Origin of the sequence: uncultured Veillonella sp., from assembly GCF_963551295.1 — a bacterium.
Taxonomy (GTDB): domain Bacteria; phylum Bacillota; class Negativicutes; order Veillonellales; family Veillonellaceae; genus Veillonella.
In genome coordinates, this window is sequence record NZ_CAUVFT010000001.1 from 131666 (window position 1) to 153993 (window position 22328).

Consider the following 22328-nt stretch of genomic DNA (forward strand, 5'->3'; position numbering starts at 1 on the left):
ACTTTTACCATAGAATATGATATGTTTAATATGATATGCATCGGTAAATAGCCATATATTAACTGTATTTTTACTTTTTAAAATAGTTATAAAATATTTTATTATATTCATATAATCTGATAGTTTTATGCAAGGAGTAAGACGAGATGAACCGAATTTTTAAAGTAATCTGGAGTCGTACAAAAGGATGTTATGTCGTTGTAGCTGAAACAGCGAAGAATATGTCGAAACGATCGACAATGACATCGGTATTTGCCAAGATGTCAGGGCCTGTAATTGCTACGGCTTTATTTATGTCCATGATGTCTCCAATGATCGTGCATGGGAGTACTATTGTGCAAGGGGCCGGCGCTCAAGCTAAAAATGGTACTGTAGCGATAGGTGACAATAGTACAGCATTGGCAGATAACAGTGTGGCATTGGGTACAGGTGCTACTGTTACAAAAGTAAATAGGGCTAATGTTGGTAATGTACAAGGTGTTGCCATCGGAAGAAATGCAACGGTTGAAGTAAATAATGGTGTCGCTATCGGTAATTTGACAAAAGTAGCTTCTTTAAATGGCTTTGCCCTTGGTAATACATCTTGGGCTGGATATGATGAGGCCGGTAACTATGTGGGTGCCGATAATGATCAGGCATTTGGTACCAATGCCAGAGCTTGGGGTGGATCCTCCATGGCATTTGGTAATAATGCTAAAGCCGCTGCTGGTGGTGCCGTTGCAATGGGCAACGGATCACAGGCAAGAGGTAAATGGGCCGTTGCAATCGGTAATAATGCACAAGCTAAGGCTGAAGGGTCTCGTGCTATCGGTGTAAATTCCTATGCAACAGGACTTAATTCTATTGCAATGGGCTGGGAAAGTAATGCCCGTGAGGATTCTTCTTTAGCTATTGGTACAGACTCTGACTCAGTTCAGAAAAATAGTATTGCCATCGGTAATCGTGCAGTTAGCTATGCAGAGGATAGTGTTACTCTCGGTAGAAATACGACGGTAAATAAAAATCATAATCGCTCAGTTGCATTAGGTACTAATTCTGCGACTGCGGATACTCATAGTACACCGAATCAGTTTGTAAATGGTTTGTGGTATAAGAATTTAGCGGGAGGAACGGCAGATTCTACCGTAAGTATTGGTAATGATACAGTAAAACGCACGATTACAAATGTGGCAGCAGGGCGTATGAATTCTTCGTCTACAGATGCTATTAATGGTAGTCAGCTATATGCCGTAGCAAATAGCTTGGGCAATTTAGCCACTACTACTAAAAATATCCTTGGCGGTAATGCAGCGCTCGATCCTGATACCGGTAAATTAACGATGAGTGATATCGGCTTTACAGGTAAAAGCACGATCCACGATGCTATTAGATATAATAAAGACAATATCGATAAAGGATTGTTCTTTTATGGTGATAACTTTGTTCAGAACCAAGTAAAATTAGGTGACACAGTAAGAATAAAAGGTGGCGCTACCGGTGCTTTGGCTGACAACAATATTGGGGTTCAAGCAGACGGAAATGGCACACTAAATGTGAAATTGGCTAAAAAAATAACTGGTTTGGATAGCGTAACAGCAGGAACTGCTACGATTGATAATAAAGGGGTGTCTGTAGGCGGTAAACTCTATGTGTCAACAGGTGGTCTTAATGCCAATAATCAACAGCTTAGAGGTGTTGCAGACGGTAGTGGTAGTCAGGACGCAGTTAACTACGGTCAGTTGCAACGCGCAATTAACGGTACAGCTAAAGAAGCCATAGTAAAAGCAAATGATGATGGTAATATTACGGTAAGGGAAAACTCAACGGCGAAAGGTGGTAAGGAGTATACTGTTGGCTTAAATTATAAGATTACTGTAGGGAAAGGGGCGGCCTCGCATCCTGTAACCATAGATAGTGGTACAGGAACGGTCACAGGTCTTACCAATACATCATGGAATGTAAATAATCCAGCACCTGTTACAGGGCGTGCTGCTACGGAAGATCAGTTAAAGCGGGTTAATGAGAGAGTTAATTCCAATCAGTATTTTATTAATCAAAATACGCAGAATATCTCAGATAACTCAAGCCGTATTGGTGCCAATGCACGAAATATCACAAAAATACAAGGTGATATTACTACTAATAAGAATGATATTAACACTATCAATAATACTCTTGAAAAAGGGCTCTATTTTAGCAGCGATACAGGTGCTTCGATTAAGAGAAAATTAGGTGATACTCTAGTCATTAAAGGCGGTGCTACAGGGGCATTATCCGATAATAATATTGGTGTTGTATCCGATGGTACCGGTAGATTGACTGTAAAGTTGGCAAAATATTTAACAGGATTAGAGAGCGTTAATGCAGGAAATACTACTATTAGTAAAAATGGTTTGAGTGTAGGTGCTAGAACCTATGTAACACCTGATGGCATCAATGCTAATAATCAAAAGATTACTGGTGTTGCTAATGGTACGGCGCCTAACGATGCGGTTAATTTCAGTCAATTACAAAGTGCTATCGGTGGTACTGCTAAGGCGACTACAGTAAAACCAAAGGATGCAAATGTAATCGTAACAGAAGGTACCAATGCGAATGGTGGTAAGGAATACACTGTTGGCTTGGGTAATAAACTTGCTGTAGGTACAGCACATCCTGTAACCGTGGACGGAACTGCAGGAATTGTAACAGGACTTACTAATACTGCTTGGAATGTGGATAACCCACAAGCCGTAACTGGTCGTGCCGCAACGGAAGATCAGTTAAAAACAGTTAATACGCAAGTTAACACAAATAAGGATAAAATAGCTAAAAACACAACTGACATTACTCAGAATACGACTGACATCGGTAAGAATAAGCAAGATATAGCTAAGAACAAGACTGATATAGCTCAAAATACGACTGATATAGCTCAAAATACGACTGACATCGGTAAGAACAAACAAGATATAGCTAAAAACACCGCAGATATAGCTAAAAATACAACGAATATTGGTAAGAATACGACTGATATTGCACAAAATAAACAAAATATTGCTCAGAATACACAAGATATTGCGACCAATAAAAATGCTATCTCTACAATCAATACAACTATTGCTAAAGGTCTTAACTTTGATGGAGACAGCGGTGCTGTAATTAACAAACAGTTGGGCGATAAGCTTAGCATCAAGGGCGGTGCCGCAGCTGCGAATTTGACGGATAATAATATCGGTGTCGTATCTGATGGCAGCACATTAAATGTAAAACTAGCTAAAACATTAACCGGTTTGGATAGCGTAACGGCTGGTGGTACAACGATCAATAGTGGTGGGTTAACCGTAGGTGGTAAGACCTATGTATCTCCGAACGGCATCAATGCAAACGACAAGAAAATAACTAATGTTGCTGATGGTGACGTGGCGGCTAACTCCAAAGAGGCAGTTAACGGCGGTCAACTTCATGCGGCTAAAACCGAACTGAACGGCAATATAGATAATGCAAAAACCGAGCTAAACAATAATATATCGACCGCGAAGAATGATGTGATTAATACCGGTCTCAAGTTTGATGCGGATACAGGTGGAACTAAGACCAATAAACTGGGTTCCAAGGTAACGGTAAATGGTGATGATAATATTACGACAGAAATCAGTCAAACTGGTGATGATACTAAGATCGGTCTTAAATTAAAGAAAGATCTCAATGTTACTACTGTTACTGCCGCTGATACTGTGAAAGCTGGCACTGTGACTATGGGCGAACAATCAGGTGGTGCCGGTGGTGCAAACGGTAACTTTGTGACAGGGCTCGATAATAAGTCTTGGAATGCGGATAATCCTCAAGCTGTAAGTGGTCGTGCTGCAACAGAAGATCAGTTGAAATCCGTTAATGATAAGGTTAATACAAATGTAACTAATATCAATAAAGGATTAAACTTTAACGGCGATAGCGGTGCTGCGATTAATAAAAAATTGGGCGACACTGTTACCATTAAAGGTGGTGCTACGGCGGATCTTACGGACAATAATATCGGTGTCGTGTCTGATGGCAGCACATTAAATGTGAAACTAGCTAAAACATTAACTGGTTTGGATAGCGTAACAGCTGGCGGAACGACTATTAATAGTAGTGGTTTGACCGTAGGCGGCAAGACCTACGTAACGCCAAACGGTATCAATGCAAATAATCAAAAGATTACCGGTCTAGCAAAAGGCACAGATCCTACTGATGCGGTTAACTTCAGTCAGTTGCAGGATGCTATCGGTGGAACTGCTAAGGCAAGTACTGTGAAAGCTAAAAACAGCAACATCACTGTAGAAGAAGGTACAAATGCAGCCGGCGGTAAGGAATATACTGTCGGATTAGGGGATAAAATCACCTTAGGAACTGCTAATCCTGTATCTGTGGATGGTACTGCAGGCACGGTAACTGGTCTTACTAATACTGCTTGGGATGTAGATAATCCACAAGCCGTAACCGGCCGTGCTGCAACGGAAGATCAGTTGAAGTCTGTTAATACGCAAGTTAATACGAACAAGGATAAAATAGCTCAAAACACAACTGACATTGCTCAAAATGCGACTGATATTGGCAAGAATAAACAAGATATAACTAAAAACAAGGCTGATATTGCTCAAAATACAACTGACATCGGTAAGAATAAGACTGATATTGCACAAAATAAGCAAAATATCGCTCAAAATACGCAAGATATTACGACTAATAAAAATGCTATATCCACAATCAATACGACTATTGCTAAAGGCCTTAACTTTGATGGAGATAGCGGCGCTGTAATTAATAAACAGTTGGGCGATAAGCTTAGCATCAAAGGTGGTGCAGCGGCTGCGAACTTGACGGACAATAATATTGGTGTCGTATCTGATGGCAGTACGTTAAACGTGAAGTTAGCTAAAACATTAACTGGTTTGGACAGCGTAACAGCTGGCGGTACAACCATCAATAGTGGTGGTTTGACCGTAGGCGGTAAGACCTATGTATCTCCAAATGGCATCAATGCGAACGATCAAAAGATTACCAATGTTGCTAATGGCGATGTGGCGGCTAACTCCAAAGATGCGGTGAACGGCAGTCAATTGCATGACACTAAAACTGAGTTAAATAAAAACATTAGTGATGCTAAGACTGAGTTGAATAAAAATATTGGTGACGCAAAAACTGAACTTACCAACAAAGGCCTTCGTTTTGATGCGGATAATAACGCTGAAAAAACGAATAAACTAGGCTCTAAGGTAACAGTAAATGGCGACGACAATATTACGACGGAAATCAGTCAAACTGGTGACGATACGAAGATTGGTCTTAAATTGAAGAAAGACCTTAATGTTACCACTGTTACTGCTACGGAAACTGTGAAAGCCGGTACTGTAACTATGGGTAAACAATCCGATGGTGCAACTCCTGCTAATATGGGTAACTACGTAACAGGTCTTGATAATAAGACATGGAGCGTCACTAATCCGACTGCTGTCAGCGGACGTGCTGCAACAGAAGATCAATTGAAGACAGTTACTGAAGCCATCACAACTCAAGGCGCTAATGCAACGGACTTTAGTCTCGTTGCAAATCCTGCGGCAGGTTCCAATGGTGACTATACTGTAGATGCCAATGGTGACGTGGCATTGACAGTTCAAGATAAGAACCATCCGGATAAAACAAAAACCGTAACGATTAAAGATGTAGCATCTAAATCCGAATTGGATAAAGGCTTGAACTTTAATGGCGACTCTGGCACGACTATTAATAAGAAATTAGGTGGTACTGTTGCCATTAAAGGGGGAGCTGCAGCTGCAGATTTAACTGATAATAATATTGGTGTCGTATCTGATGGCAGTACGTTAAACGTGAAGTTAGCTAAAACATTAACTGGTTTGGACAGCGTAACAGCTGGCGGTACAACCATCAATAGTGGTGGTTTGACCGTAGGCGGTAAGACCTATGTATCTCCGAACGGTATCAATGCGAACGACAAAAAGATTACCAATGTTGTTAATGGTGATGTGGCGGCTAACTCCAAAGATGCGGTTAACGGTGGTCAATTGCATGACGCTAAAACTGAGTTAAACAAGAATATCGCTGATACAAAGAATGAATTAAATAAAAACATTGGCGATACTAAAACCGAACTAAACAAAAATATTGCTGACACTAAAACGGAACTCAATAAAAATATTGGTGACGCAAAAACTGAACTTACCAATAAAGGCCTTCGTTTTGATGCGGATAATAACGCTGAAAAAACGAATAAATTAGGTTCCAAGGTAACTGTAAACGGCGACGACAATATTACGACAGAAATTAGTCAAACTGGCGATGATACAAAGATCGGCCTTAAATTGAAGAAAAATCTTAATGTTACATCTGTTACTGCAGCGGAAACTGTGAAAGCTGGTACGGTAACTATGGGTAAACAATCTGATGGTGTAACCCCTGCTAATACGGGTAATTACGTAACAGGTCTTGATAATAAGGCGTGGAGCATTGAAAATCCTACGATTGCATCTGGCCGTGCAGCAACGGAAGACCAGTTGAAAACGGTTAGTGATGAAGTTAAGAAACAAGGTGCTAGTGCAACGGACTTCAGTCTCGTTGCGAATCCTACGGCAGGCTCCAATGGTGACTACACTGTAGATGCCAACGGTGACGTAGCATTGACCGTACAGGATAAGAACCATCCGGATAAAACAAAAACCGTAACGATTAAGGATGTGGCGTCTAAATCCGAAGTGGATAAAGGCTTGAACTTTGACGGTGATTTCGGCACGACTATCAACAAGAAGCTAGGTGGTACTGTTGCCATTAAAGGCGGAGCTGCAGCTGCAGATTTAACGGATAATAATATTGGTGTCGTATCTGATGGTAGTACGTTAAACGTGAAGTTAGCTAAAACATTAACTGGTTTGGACAGCGTAACAGCTGGCGGTACAACCATCAATAGTGGTGGTTTGACCGTAGGCGGTAAGACCTATGTATCTCCAAATGGCATCAATGCGAACGATCAAAAGATTACCAATGTTGCTAATGGCGATGTGGCGGCTAACTCCAAAGATGCGGTGAACGGCAGTCAATTGCATGACACTAAAACTGAGTTAAATAAAAACATTAGTGATGCTAAGACTGAACTTACCAACAAAGGCCTTCGTTTTGATGCGGATAATAACGCTGAAAAAACTAATAAACTAGGCTCCAAGGTAACGGTAAACGGCGACGATAATATTACGACGGAAATCACGCAAACCGGTGACGATACGAAGATCGGTTTAAAATTGAAGAAAGATCTTAATGTTACATCTGTTACGGCTACGGAAACGGTGAAAGCCGGTACTGTAACCATGGGTAAACAATCCGATGGTGCAACCCCTGCTAATACAGGTAACTACGTGACAGGGCTTGATAATAAGACTTGGAATGCAGGTAATGTTGTATCCGGTCGTGCTGCAACAGAGGATCAATTGAAACAAGCTTTGGCAGGTCAAACTGATACAGGGCTTAAATTCAATGCCAATGTAGGCGGCGTACAAACTAATAAATTAGGCTCTATTGTCACTGTTCAAGGTGAAGGCAAAGCTGACGATGCTGACTATAGTGGTGACAATATTAAGACTTTCATCAAACAAGATGCAGCAACAGGTAACACGACTATCGATGTGAAGATGAACAAAAATCTTAAAGCTGAATCCGTGAAAGTTGGCAAAGACGGTAAGGATGGCGTATCTCTTACAGGTCCAGATACTGTGAATGGCACTGATGGTAAAGTCGCTGTTACAGATAAAAACGGCAAGGATGCTGTGTCCATATCTGGTAAAGATGGTGTTGGTCACATCGGATTAAGTGGTAAAGACGGTAAAAGTGCGGATATTACTGCTGAAAAAGGGTCTGCTGATGTTAATGGAAATGAAATTACTCGCATTAAATATCAAGATGAAAGTGGCATAACCCATCAAGTGGCAACGAAAGATGATGGCATGGCATATGGTGGCGACTCCGGTACTACCATCAAGAAGAAACTTAATGAACAATTGGATATTAAGGGTGGTGTCACCAATGAATCTGAGTTGACCGAAAACAATATTGGTGTTATTAGTAAAAATAATATCCTTAATGTTCGTTTAGCAAAAAATCTGAAAGGTTTAGATTCCATAACTTTCAATAATGGCACTGATGGTGTAAACGGTAAAACCGTTGTAAATGGTGAAGGTATGACCGTTCAAGATAAGGATGGCAATCCGTTGACTGCTGTTACAAAAGACGGCGTGAAGATTACCAATGGTCCATCTATGACGAAGAGCGGTATTGATGGAGCCGGCAATAAGATTACTAATGTAGCTGACGGTACAAATCCTAAGGATGCGGTTAATAAATCTCAATTGGATAAAGCCGCAGCAGCTGCTACTACAACAGTAACGGCAGGTAATAATGTCCAAGTAGATAAGACCACTAATGCGGACGGTTCTACAAATTACAAAGTGGGCCTCAAAGACCAAGTAACAATGGGGACTGATCCTACGAAACAAATTGCAATGGATGGTACAACAGGTACTATCAAAGCCGGTGACAACATTACTATCGATGGTAACAAAGGCACCATCAAAGCCGGTGATAAAGTTGAAATCGATGGCGATAAGGGTACAATCAAGGCCGGCAATGTAGCGATTGACGGTACAAACGGTACAATTAAGGCCGGAGATAAGGTAACTATCGACGGTAAAGATGGTAAGATCGCGGCAGGTAAAGTATCTGTTGATGGCAAGGACGGTCATGTGACAGGTTTGGAAAACAAAGATTGGGATCCTAACAATATCACAAGTGGTCGTGCTGCTACAGAAGATCAATTGCAGAAGTCCCATAAAACCTTGGATAATAAGATTAATAACTTAGGTGATGATATTACGAAGAAAGGTATGGATTTTGCCGGTAATACAGGCGATTTCCACCGTGATTTAGGTCAAAAGGTTACTATCAAAGGTGAAGGTCAAGGGGCTGATAGTGATTATTCCGGTGAAAATATCAAAACAGTAGCCGAAAATGGTAATGTTACTATTAAAATGGCTAAGAATCTTAAGACCGATAGCGTTACTACCAAAACGGTCACTGCCGATACGGTATCGACTGATAAGGTGAAAGTTGGCAAAAACGGTCAAGATGGCGTTTCCATTACAGGTCCAGACGCTGCGAATGGTACAGACGGTAAAGTAGCTATTACAGGTAAAGACGGTAAAGATGCTGTATCTATGTCCGGCAAAGACGGTGTTGGTCATATCGGTTTAACCGGAAAAGATGGGCGCAATGCAGATATGATTGCTGATAAGGGCGATTCTGATTTAGGAGGTAATGCTATTACTCGTATTAAGTACCAAGATGAACAGGGCAAGACACATCAAGTGGCAACTAAAGACGATGGTATGAAATACGGTGGTGATTCCGGTAATGTGATTAACAAAAAGCTTAACGAACAGGTAAACGTAATCGGTGGTATTACTGATGCTAGCAAGTTGACTACAGAAGATAATGTAGGCGTCGTATCTGACGGTACTAATCTTAAAGTTCGTATGGCGAAAGATTTGAAAGGTCTTACGTCAGTAACGACTAAGGATACTGCAGGTAACTCTACAGTTGTGAACGGCAGTGGTATAACCATTACTCCTGCTAGCGGTAACACTGTAAGTCTTACTAAAGACGGATTGAATAATGGTGGTAAAACAATTAGCAATGTAGGTCCTGGTGTAAACGGTACAGATGCGGTTAACGTAAATCAATTGAAAGGAGTTACGGAGGGCATGGCCAATGCTATTAATTCCGTGGCGGGCGAAACGCAACGTGTAGGTGCTCATGCGGCGGCTATGTCTGCGTTGAAACCGATTCAATATGATCCGTTAGAACCAACTCAAGTGATGGCTGGTATTGGTAATTACAGAGGCGAAACTGCAGCAGCTTTAGGTGTTGCTCACTACACATCGGAAGACACTATGTTCCATGCAGGCGTATCTGTTGGTAGCCACCATAATATGGTGAATGCTGGTGTAACTCGTAAATTCGGTTCTTCTGATGAGAAGAAGGCTATTCCTGAACGCTACAAGGGCGGTCCTATCAGTTCTATGTACGTAATGCAGGATGAAATGACTGCTTTGAAAGCTGAAAATGCACGCATGAAAGCGCAGGATGAAAAATTAACTGCAGACTATGCGGCATTAAAAGAAGATAATCTTCGTCTACAGAAAGATAATGAAGAAACTAAGCGACAATTGGCTCTAATTATGAGTCGTTTAGGCATGTAATTCATATCTGTTTCATCTTATGTTCATGTGGTAAAAAGTGAGCTGATGTACCAGAAAATACCCATGAAAATTAGATGATTTTAACCCTATATGGTATATAAAATGAAAGAACGAAAGTCTACTATGAAAGGACTTTCGTTCTTTTTTTGTGTTTGACTTCACAAACTTTTCATAATAGTGTATAATACAGAACATATAATTTTAATCGAAAATTATAAATGTGATTAATTTACTATAAAATCATTAGCTTTAGATTATAAGTGTTGTTTGGCCCATTGTTGTAAGGGTTTTTATGATTGAAAATATATTTAAATGAGTAAGAAAATCAATTTTTAAAAGAAGTTTAAAGTTCTGAAAATAAATGAGCGAAATATGAAAAAAATATATTTACATTCATAAACTAATCTGATATTTTATATGTATAGTAATTAAATTTTTGATGAAAATTTTATTATTTTTAGTGTTTTAGTGTTGGTTTTAGAATCCCTTATAAAACTGTGTGAAAGGTAGGTACTACTAAATGAATCGTATTTATAGGGTAATTTGGAGTCAGGTACGAGGCGCATATGTCGTTGTATCTGAAATTGCAAAAAGCCATACTCGTGGCTCCAAAAGCTTTGTTAGTAATTCCGCAAAAGCTTCGGTAAAAGTTGGCTTGGCGGCTATGGTTTTAACCTGCGGTAGTGGGTTGGCGTCTGCTTATACTGCGGATAGAGGGCTTTCCATCAGTCCTGGACCTAAAGATGATCGTGGGTTGACTTGGTTAAAACCTGATGAAGGTGCCCCTACTATTCAGATGTATGATTATAAAACTCCGGGCAATAAAGGTAATGGCCATTTATATACCAATGATAAAGTGTTCGGCATCCAAATTGGTAACAATGCGAATGCACGTTCTAAAGATGGTTCTGTATCCGGTATTTCTATCGGTGATTCTTCTAAGTCTCGTGGCTTAGGTGTAGCGCTTGGTCATTATGCTCAGTCCGAACAAATCGGTGCTATTGCTGTTGGCGCAGCAGCTAAAGCTGAAGGTTTTAACTCTTTAGCTATGATGCGTCAAGCCTATGCAGGCGAACAATATGCGGCGGCTATTGGTACAGCTGCATCTGCACAAGGTAAAGCCAGCTTGGCTATGGGTCATTCCGCATTAGCAACAGGTGATCAATCTATTGCTATCGGTTCTGCAAATCCAACTCCTAAATATGATGATAAAGGCACACCATATACAGCATATGACGGAACTACTAATACCCAAGCTAATGCAGCTCGTTCTATTGCTATCGGTCAAGGTGCTAAATCAAATACTGAAGATAGTGTTGCTATGGGTACAGGTGCTAATGTTGCTTCTGGCTCAAATTATAAAGGTGAAGCTTATGCAAGAGGCGTAGCTATCGGTAATCGTGCTATATCTCAAGGCATTCAAGGTGTAGCTATAGGTAACGGTGCAGCACATTATCGTGATAATGCGGTTGCTCTTGGTAACAATGCGCAAACTCGTGCGAAAGATGGCATCGCTATTGGTAACAATGCTGAATCCGGTATTCAAAATGATCCTCAATACAAAGTAAATAATTCCGTTGCCGTAGGTAACTCCGCGCGTGCTCATGGTGGTTCCGGCGTGGCATTGGGTAATGATACTTATGCATTAGGCGGTTCCTCTGTGGCTGCAGGTAATGCGGCATGGGCATTAGGCGAACGTTCTACAGCTATCGGTAACAATGCTCATTCTGAAGGTTACGGCTCTATTGCTATGGGTCGTGAAGCTAGTGCTTTGAGTACTCAAGACGGAGACAAGAAAAATGTTGTGGCTATCGGTGATGATGCACAAGCAACTGGTTCTCGTTCCATCGCATTGGGCGTAAGTGCTCAAGCTGGTACATTAGAACGTGTACGTGATAGCAGTGTTTATAAAGATAACGCTCAATTAATTACTCAGCTTAAAGCGAAAAAAGAAGTGACTGATGCTGTAGCAATCGGTAGCGAAGCAAGCGTACAAGAAAACGAAGGCTTAGCTCTCGGTAGCAAAGCAACAGTAAATAACGTTCGTGGCGTTGCGTTAGGTGCTAATTCTGCAACAGCTGCTCCTGTAAGCACTGCTAGTGAAACTATTAACGGTTTGCAATACAACTATGCAGGTGGTACTGCTGATTCCACAGTTAGCGTAGGTAATACTTCTACAAAACGTACAATTACTAACGTAGCAGCTGGTCGTGTAAATGCACAATCTACAGATGCTATTAATGGTAGCCAATTATATGGCGTTGCTAATGCAGTAGGTAATGTAGCTAAAAGCACTAAGAATATCTTAGGCGGCAATGCTCAGGTTGACCAAAACGGTTCTATCACCATGACTAATATTGGTGATACAGGTAAAAACACTGTTCATGAAGCTATTAAATCCGCAAACTCCGGTTGGGAACTTCAAGTTAATGGCCAAAAGGTTAAAGACGTAAAAGCTCCTAATCGTACAGTGAACTTTAAAGCTGGTAATAATATTAAATTAGAAGGCGCCGGAGATAATGTTACGGTTGCAACAGTTGATGATGCAAACTTCAACTCCGTTACAACTGGTAAAGTTTCTATGAGCAGAACCGGTATCAATGCTGGTGGGTATCAAATTACCAATGTACAATCCGGTGGTGATACATTAACAAATGCTGCTAATATCGGTGATATCTCTCGTATTGCGGCTAAATACGATAAATACTTACAACGTGGTGCTGCTACGTATGAAGCAAACGGTAACGGCAAAATTAACATGACCGGTACAAATGGTTTGACTGCTGAAGTAACAGGTTTGAAAAATACGTATGTTACATCCGGTACAGTATCCAATGACGGTAAGAGATTGACATTGACACGTAATGATAATCAAACATTTGATGTTGATATCTCTAAAATCTCTAACGGTCTTTCCAAAACTGACTACCGCTTGATTGCAAACCCTGCAGCAGGCAGCAACGGCGAATATAAAGTAGCTGCTGATGGTAGCATGACATTGACTGTTGCGGATGCTGATGGTTCCAACCCTAAACAAGTTAAGTTGACGAACCTTGCTTCTAAAGAGCAACAAGATATCAATACTACTAATATCACAAATAACACTAACAAGATCGCTAAAGGCTTAAGCTTCCAAGGCGATAACAATGTTAAAATCAATAAACAACTTGGCGATACTTTAGGTATTACTGGTGGCGCTACAGGTGCTTTATCTGACAACAACATCGGTGTTGTAGCTAAAGACGGTAACCTTAATGTTAAGTTGGCAAAAGACCTAACAGGTTTGAACAGCGTAACTGCAGGTTCTGTTCGTGTAGGTAAACATAGCGACAATAAAAACTATGTAACTGGTTTGGACAATAAAGAATGGAATGTTCAAAACCCTACAATCACATCTGGTCGTGCAGCAACTGAAGATCAGTTGAAAAAAGTGTCTGATGAAATCAAGACTACTAATGCAGCTAAAACAGATTACCGCTTGATCAACAATACAAATTCTGCAGATGGTTCTTACTCTGTAGAAAACAACAAGGTTGATTTAAAAGTTAAAGATGAAGCTCATCCTAACAACCCTGCTAATACGGTAACAATCAACAATATCGCATCCAAAACTGAATTGGATAAATTGACAGAACGTGCTGTTAAATATGATCTTAACGGTGCAACTGTTAATAAAAACAAGGTTACTTTGGAAGGCCAAGGTGGCACAACAATTACTAACTTGAAAGCTGGTGAAGTATCCTCTACTTCTACAGATGCTGTAAATGGTAGCCAATTACATGATGTAAAAATCGAAGCAGGCAAACATTCAAAAGTAACTGTTTCCGATGATAACCTTAAATTGACAACAACTCCTGCTACAAGCACTGAAGGCGCTAAATATGATCTTCGTTTGAACAACAAAGTGACATTGGGTAGCGGTAACAATCAAGTAGTTCTTGATGGTATTGCAGGCAGAGTGACTGCTGGTGCTGTTGTAATGGGCGCTCAAACTGTTCAAAATACGAAAAATGCAAGTGAAACTGGTAATTATGTAACTAACTTGAGTAATAAGAACTGGGATTCCACATCTATCGTATCCGGTCGTGCAGCGACTGAAGATCAGTTGAAAAAAGTTAGTGAACAAATTACTCAACAAGGTAGCAGTGCAACTGACTATCGTCTTGTAAGAAACTCCAGCGCTGACGGTTCCTACAAGGTAAACGACAATGGTGAAGTATCCTTGACCGTAGAGGATAAAAACCATGCAGGCATTAAAGAGCAAGTTACAATCAATAACATTGCATCCAAATCTTCCGTAGATAAATTGACAGATCGTGCTGTTAAATATGACATCAATAACGGTGTTGTTGATAAAACTAAGGTAACATTGGAAGGCGCTAATGGCACTACAATTACAAATGTAAAAGATGGTGCTGTAACAGCTACATCCACAGATGCTATCAATGGCAGCCAATTGTTCAAGACTAAAGAAGAATTGATCAATAAAGGCATGAAATTCGGTGCTGACTCCGGTAACGTAATTAACAAAAAACTTGGTGAACAAGTAAATGTTAAAGGTGGCATTACAGAAGCATCCAAATTAACTGCTGAAGATAACATCGGTGTTGTATCCGATGGCTCTAACGACTTGAAAGTTCGTTTGGCTAAAGATCTTAAAGGTTTGAACAGCGTAACTGTAGGCGATACAAAAGTTACTTCCAACGGTGTAACTATCAGTAACGGTGCTACAAACAATGCATCCGTATCCCTTACTAAATCCGGTTTAGATAATGGTGGTAACAAGATTACTAACGTTGCTCGCGGTACAATCGACAGCGATGCAGTAAACTTGGCACAATTGAAAGAAGTATCCAACAGTGCATCTGCAGCTAATACGAAAGTAGCTGAAGGCAAAAACATTAAAGTTGATGAAAGCATCGACAATGTAACTAAAGCTAAAACGTATACTGTAGGCTTGAAAGATGAAGTAACATTAGGCACAGGTAATACAGCTATCAATATTAACGGTACAACAGGTATCGTGAAAGCTGGTACTGGCGATAATGCTGTGACTATCAATGGCACAAATGGTATTATCAACTCCGGTAAAGTGACTATCAATGGTACTACAGGTACTGTTAATGAATTGACTAACAGAACTTGGAACCCTAAAGCTATTACTAATGGTCAAGCTGCAACAGAAGATCAATTGAAAGTAGTAGATAATAAAATTGATACTACAAAAACTGAAATCGTAGAAAAAGGCTTGAACTTCCAAGGTGATACAGGTACTGCAATTCATAAAGACCTTGGTCAAACTTTGAAAATCTCTGGCGGTCAAGCTGACGCATCTAAACTTTCAGAAAATAACATCGGCGTAGTTAATAACAACGGCGTATTGAATGTTAAACTTGCTAAAGATTTGACAGGCTTGAACAGCGTAACAACTGGTGCTACAACTATTAACAACAATGGTTTGACAATCGGTGGTAACACATTTGTTACAAGCAACGGCTTTAATGCTAACGATACTCAAATCACAAATGTGAAAGCTGGTACAGAGGATAACCATGCAGTTAACCTTAAACAGTTGAAAGAAGTATCTAACAACGCAGCGGCAGCTAAAACTGTTGTAAAAGCAGGTAAAAACATCAATGTAACTGATTCTGAAGATCCACTTACTAAAGCTAAGACTTATACAGTTGGTTTACAAGATACAGTAACATTGGGTTCCGGCAATACTGCTGTTAATATCGACGGCACAAAAGGTATTGTGAAAGCCGGCGAAGGCAATAATGCTGTAACTATCAACGGTACAAACAGCACAATTACTGCTGGTAACGTAGCGATTGACGGTGTAACAGGCAATATCAATTCCGGTAAAGTTCTTGTTAACGGTGCTAAAGGTACTGTAAACAACTTAACAAATATCACTTGGGATGCTAATAACATCACAAGCGGCCAAGCTGCAACAGAAGACCAATTGAAAGTTGTTGATAAGAAAATCACTGACAACGGTAGCAACTTGACTAAGAAGGGCTTGAACTTCAAAGGCGATGACGCTACAAGTATTCATAAAGATCTTGGCGAAACATTGGATATCAACGGTGGCATTTCTGATGCATCTAAATTATCCAACAATAACATCGGTGTGGTATCTGAAAATGGCAAGTTGAATGTTAAACTCGCTAAAGAGTTGACTGGCTTAACAAGTGTAACAACTGGTGCTACAACAATTAATAACGAAGGTTTAACAATTGGTGGTAAGAAATTCGTTACAGCTAACGGTTTTGATGCTAACAATACACAAATCAAAAACGTAAAAGCTGGTACTGATGGCAATGATGCAGTTAACTTGAATCAATTGAATGAAGTTAAAAATGCATCTAACACTACAGTTGAAGGTAGCGAAAATATCAATGTTAACTCCACAGTAGATCCTAATACACAAGCTAAAACTTACAAAGTAGCATTGAAAGACAATGTAACTTTAGGTTCCGGCAATAATGCAATCAACATCAACGGTACTACAGGTATCATAAAAGCTGGTGACGGTGCTAATGCTGTAACTATCAATGGTACAAACGGCACTATCAACTCCGGTAAAGTGACTGTCAACGGTACTGCTGGTACTGTAAATAACTTGACAAACATCACTTGGGATGGCAAAAACTTCACAAGTGGTCAAGCTGCAACAGAAGACCAATTGAAAATTGTTGATAAGAAAATCACTGACAACGGCAATGACTTGACTAAGAAAGGCTTGAACTTCCAAGCTGATTCTGGCGAATTAATCCATAAAGATCTTGGTCAAACATTGGATGTTGTAGGTGGCATTACTGAGAAATCTAAATTGTCTGACAACAACATCGGTGTGGTATCCGAAAACGGTAAGTTGAATGTTAAACTTGCAAAAGACTTAACAGGCTTGAATAGCGTAACAACTGGTCAAACAACAATCAACAACGATGGCTTGACAATCAACAACAAACAATTCGTTACAGATAATGGCTTCAACGCTAACAATACGCAAATCAAAAACGTAACAGCTGGCGTAGAAGACAACGATGCTGTAAATGTTAAACAATTGAACGATGTAAAAGCTGCATCTAATACAAAAGTAGAAGGTAGCAAAAACATCAATGTTGATGAAACTGTAGATAATGTAACAAAAGCTAAAACTTACACAGTTGCATTGAAAGACACTATAACATTAGGTTCCGGTAATAATGCAGTCAACATCGACGGTACAAAAGGTATCGTAAAAGCTGGTGACGGCGCTAACGCAGTAACTATTAACGGCGTAACAGGCAATATCAATGCAGGTAAAGTTCTAGTTAATGGTGCAAACGGTACTGTAAACAACTTGACAAACAGAACTTGGGATCCTGCAAACATCACAAATGGTCAAGCTGCAACAGAAGACCAATTGAAATCTGTAGATCAAAAAGTTACAGACAACACTAATAAAGGCTTGAACTTCAAAGGTGATGATGCAACAAGCATTCATAAAAACCTTGGTGAAACATTGGATGTTGTAGGTGGCACTTCTGATAAAGCTAAATTGTCTGACAACAACATCGGTGTGGTATCCGAAAACGGTAAGTTGAATGTTAAACTTGCAAAAGACTTAACAGGCTTGAATAGCGTAACAACTGGTCAAACAACAATCAACAACGATGGCTTGACAATCAACAACAAACAATTCGTTACAGATAATGGCTTCAACGCTAACAATACGCAAATCAAAAACGTAACAGCTGGCGTAGAAGACAACGATGCTGTAAATGTTAAACAATTGAACGATGTAAAAGCTGCATCTAATACAAAAGTAAAAGGTAGCAAAAACATCGACGTTGATGAAGCTGTAGATCCAACTACAAAAGCTAAAACTTACACAGTAGCATTGAAAGACACTGTAACATTAGGCTCCGGTGACACAGCTGTTAATATCGACGGTACAACTGGTATCGTAAAAGCTGGTAACGGCGCTAATGCAGTGACTATCAATGGTATGAACAGCACAATCAATGCTGGTAAAGTAGCGATCAATGGTGTAACAGGAAACATCAATGCTGGTAAAGTTCTTGTTAACGGTGCAAACGGTACTGTAAACAACTTGACTAACAGAACTTGGGATCCTAATAACATCACAAATGGTCAAGCTGCAACAGAAGATCAATTGAAATCTGTGGATCAAAAAGTTACAGACAACGGTAAGAAAGGCTTGAACTTCCAAGCTGACTCTGGTGATTTAATTCATAAAGACCTTGGTCAAACATTGGATGTTGTAGGTGGCATTTCTGATAAAGCTAAATTGTCTGACAACAATATCGGTGTTGTATCCGAAAATGGTAAGTTGAATGTTAAACTTGCAAAAGATTTAACAGGCTTGAACAGCGTAACAACTGGTCAAACAACTATTAATAATAATGGTTTGACAATTGGTGGTAATACATTTGTTACAAACAACGGCTTCAATGCAAACAATACACAAATCAAAAATGTTAAAGCTGGTACAGAAGATAGCGATGCCGTTAACCTTAAACAATTGAACGAAGTAAAAGCTGCGTCCGATACTAAGGTAAAAGGTAGCAAGAACATTCATGTTGAAGAAGAAATCAACGATCTTACAAAAGCTAAAACATACACTGTAAACTTGAAAGACACAGTGACATTGGGCTCCGGCAATACATCAGTTCATTTCGATGGTACAACAGGTATCATTAGAGCTGGCGAAGGTGCTAATGCTGTAAATATCAATGGTACAAACGGTACAATCAACTCCGGTAAGGTAACTATCAATGGTGGTTCTGGTACTGTTAACGATTTGACTAACAGAACTTGGGATCCTAATAAAATTACTAATGGTCAAGCTGCAACAGAAGATCAATTGAAAGTTGTAGACAACAAAATTGATAAAAATACTGAAGACTTGACTAAGAAAGGCTTGAACTTCAAAGGCGACTCCGGTGAAGCTATCCATAAAGACCTCGGTCAAACATTGGAACTCAAAGGTGGCGAAGCTGATGCTTCTAAACTTTCCAATGGTAATATTGGCGTAGTTAATGAAAACGGTAACTTGAACGTTAAACTCGCTAAGAACCTTAAAGGTCTTGATTCCGTAACTGTTGGTTCCGATCCAAACAAACAAGTTGTTCTTGACGATAAGGGCGTATCTGTAGGCGGTAAAACATACATTTCTAACGAAGGCTTAAACGCAAATAATCAAAAGATTACTAACGTGGCAGCTGGTGTAAATGATACAGATGCAGTTAATGTTCAACAGTTGAAGAGCAGCATGGCGGCAGCAACTACAACAGTGAAAGCTGGCGATAGTGGCAATACAACTGTAACATCTACAACAAATGCGGATAAGTCCAAAACATACACTGTAGATATCAAAAAAGACTTGAACTTACGCAGTGTAACTACAACTACAGACGATCAACAACACTCCACTTTAACAAACGGTAGAGGTGTTACAAGCACTGATACATTTGGTAATAAGACTACTCTTACTGCAGATAATGTGAAAGTATCTGATAGTCAAAATAATACAACTCAAACAACAGCTAAAGGTGTACTTGTAGATAATCCAACTCAGTCCACTGAGTTGACTGTTAACGGTGTTGTAACTACTGACAAAAAGACTAAGAGAACAAGCACAACTGCAGATGGTGTGGTTGTTACATCTGGCATGGGTAGTACTAAAGTAACTACTACTGTTAGCAGCAACGGTGTTGCAATTACTACTCCTCCAGCAGGTCAAGGTTCCCCTAAAGATGGTACTGGTGCAGTAACATTGACTAAGGATGGCTTGAACAATGGTGGTAATAAAGTTGTTAACATGGCAAGCGGTTATGGCGAAGGCGAAGATATCAACAATATTGCTGATAATAGCAGCAGCTTAACAAATGGCGCTAACATCGGCGACTTGAAGAAAGGTATCGATGGACTTAAGAAAGCCGGCTTAGACTTTGCAGGTGATAAAGGTGAATTCCATCGTGACCTAGGTCAAAAAGTAACCGTTAAAGGTGGCGTTACTGATGAAAGCAAACTTTCCTCTGCAAACAATATCGGTGTTATTTCCGATAACAATGGCAGCTTGAATGTTCGTTTGGCAAAAGATATTACTGGTATCAACTCCATTACAACTATGGATAACTCCGGTCATACAACTGTGACAAACGGTAACGGTATCACAATTAAAAATAATGCGGGTGGCAGCGTATCCTTAACAAGCTCCGGTTTGAACAACGGCGGTAATAAGATTACTAACGTGGCTCCAGGTGAAATTAGCTCCACTTCTACTGATGCTGTTAATGGTTCCCAACTTAATCGTGTTGCAAACAGCATGAATAATGTTGTAAAAGAAGTTCGTCAAGTTGGTGCTTTATCCTCCGCGTTGTCTGCATTGAAACCTATGGCTTATGATCCTTACGAACCTACTCAAATCATGGCAGGTTATGGTAACTACCGTGGTGACTCCGCATTGGCATTAGGCGTGGCTCATTACAAAAATGAATCCATGATGTTACATGCTGGCGTAGCTTGGGCGGGTAGCAATAGCCATATGATGGCAAATGCTGGTGTAACTTGGAAAGTAGGTAACAGAGACGGTGAAGCAGAAACTGCAGATCGTTACCGTAAAGGACCTATCAGTTCCACATATGCAATGCAACGTGAACTTGCTGCAATGAAAGCTGAAAATCAAGGATTAAAAGGTGAAGTAGCTGATTTGAAAGCTGAAAATGAACAAATGAAAGCTAATATTGCTGCAATGATGGCAAGACTAGGTTTATAATACGTTCATACTGAACATTACGGGTTGAGGATTCCCTTTTGGGGGTCCTCTCACCCGATTTAATTCGTTGATAGAAAAGAGGAATATATAATGAAAAAATCCACTTTGCTTGCTTTCACAGCGGCAGTATTATTCGGCAGTGGCGTATTCCATGTTAATGCGGCATCTGCTACATTTGATGATCCATTGCTTTTACCAAATCCAGCTAAAGCGCCTACAACAGGTTCTGTTGTATTGGTTCCTGTGGCTAGCCCTCAGGCAGTGCAAAGTATCCATGAATTTGTGAAAGCATGGGAAAATGCGGAAAAACACATTGCTTTAGCTGAAAGCAAAAAGAATAATCATCAAGCGTTAACTAAAGAAGAAGCTAAATGGTTACATTCTAAAGATAAGCATAACTATGCTGATTATTTCCGTAAACATTCTTTAGGCTATGTACATGGCCAAGAAACTGCATTGAACTGGAATGGTGAAAACCGTAATAAAAACGAGTATAGCTATTACACATTCCCTAAATATGATAAGGACCAAGGTTACACAAATAGCTATGGTTACAATGTATTGCGTAGCATGGTTGATCGCATGAATGAATTGCTTCAAAAACAAAAGGCCGTTGGCGGTCCTTTGACTGATGAAGAAGCACAAGCATTGGAAGATGCTATGCTTGATATCATGGCTCAAGATCAAGAACATGTATCTAATGAAGAATTGCGTTATTACATGAACGAAGCAGTTTGGTTTGCTACAAAACAAACTGTAAAAAATATGTCTGCAGAAGAACCTTCTGTTGGAGACATGCACGAAATTAACCTTCGTGAAGCGATTCAGACAGATAACTAATCATCTAATACATATATAATCACATTATATGTATAGCTTTTGTTATAAGGAATGTGCAGTTGCAATAACCTTATATATAAAAGTTTTTAATATACAGTGTTGAGACACAAATAAGGGATTCTATTAACACACTGTCATATAGACAAGAAGTCGCAACAGAATGCAATAGATGTATTCTTGTTGCGGCTTCTTTTTATTTTAAATTCTCCCTATATGATATGTCTAAAAAAGTAATATAACTCAAGTTTTAAATCTGTAAAATTAGTCCGTGAAATTGTGTAAAAATAATGATAAAATTTTCCTGAAATTTGTCGTAAAATTTGTCCAAATTTTGTTGACATCAGTATATGGAAATGTTATTATATTCAAGTACCCCATATGAAGGGGCACAGATCTTTGAAAACTGAACAATGATAGGTAATCAATCGAAATGATTGAAC

Annotated in this window: 3 protein-coding genes; all 3 read left to right on the forward strand. The window is 39.7% G+C overall.

Annotated features, from left to right (window positions below; translation table 11 throughout):
- The first annotated feature begins 146 nt into the window (after nt 1–146).
- Nucleotides 147–10259 (forward strand): ESPR-type extended signal peptide-containing protein, encoded by a 10113-nt coding sequence (locus tag RYO55_RS00445; protein WP_314983653.1) that lies wholly within the window; start codon nt 147–149, stop codon nt 10257–10259.
- A 520-nt stretch (nt 10260–10779) separates the two neighbouring features.
- Nucleotides 10780–21048: an ESPR-type extended signal peptide-containing protein gene (locus tag RYO55_RS00450; RefSeq protein WP_314983655.1), complete on the forward strand. Its 10269-nt coding sequence runs from the start codon at nt 10780–10782 to the stop codon at nt 21046–21048.
- A gap of 90 nt (nt 21049–21138) precedes the next feature.
- On the forward strand, nt 21139–21888 hold the full coding sequence (locus tag RYO55_RS00455) for a hypothetical protein (protein ID WP_058948381.1): 750 nt from the start codon (nt 21139–21141) through the stop codon (nt 21886–21888).
- The last annotated feature ends 440 nt before the right edge of the window (nt 21889–22328 follow it).

Excerpts from the sequence above, each read along its gene's own strand:
- RYO55_RS00450 (WP_314983655.1), top strand. The coding sequence starts at position 10,780 with ATGAATCGTATTTATAGGGTAATTTGGAGTCAGGTACGAGGCGCATAT.
- RYO55_RS00455 (WP_058948381.1), top strand. The coding sequence starts at position 21,139 with ATGAAAAAATCCACTTTGCTTGCTTTCACAGCGGCAGTATTATTCGGC.
- RYO55_RS00445 (WP_314983653.1), top strand. The coding sequence starts at position 147 with ATGAACCGAATTTTTAAAGTAATCTGGAGTCGTACAAAAGGATGTTAT.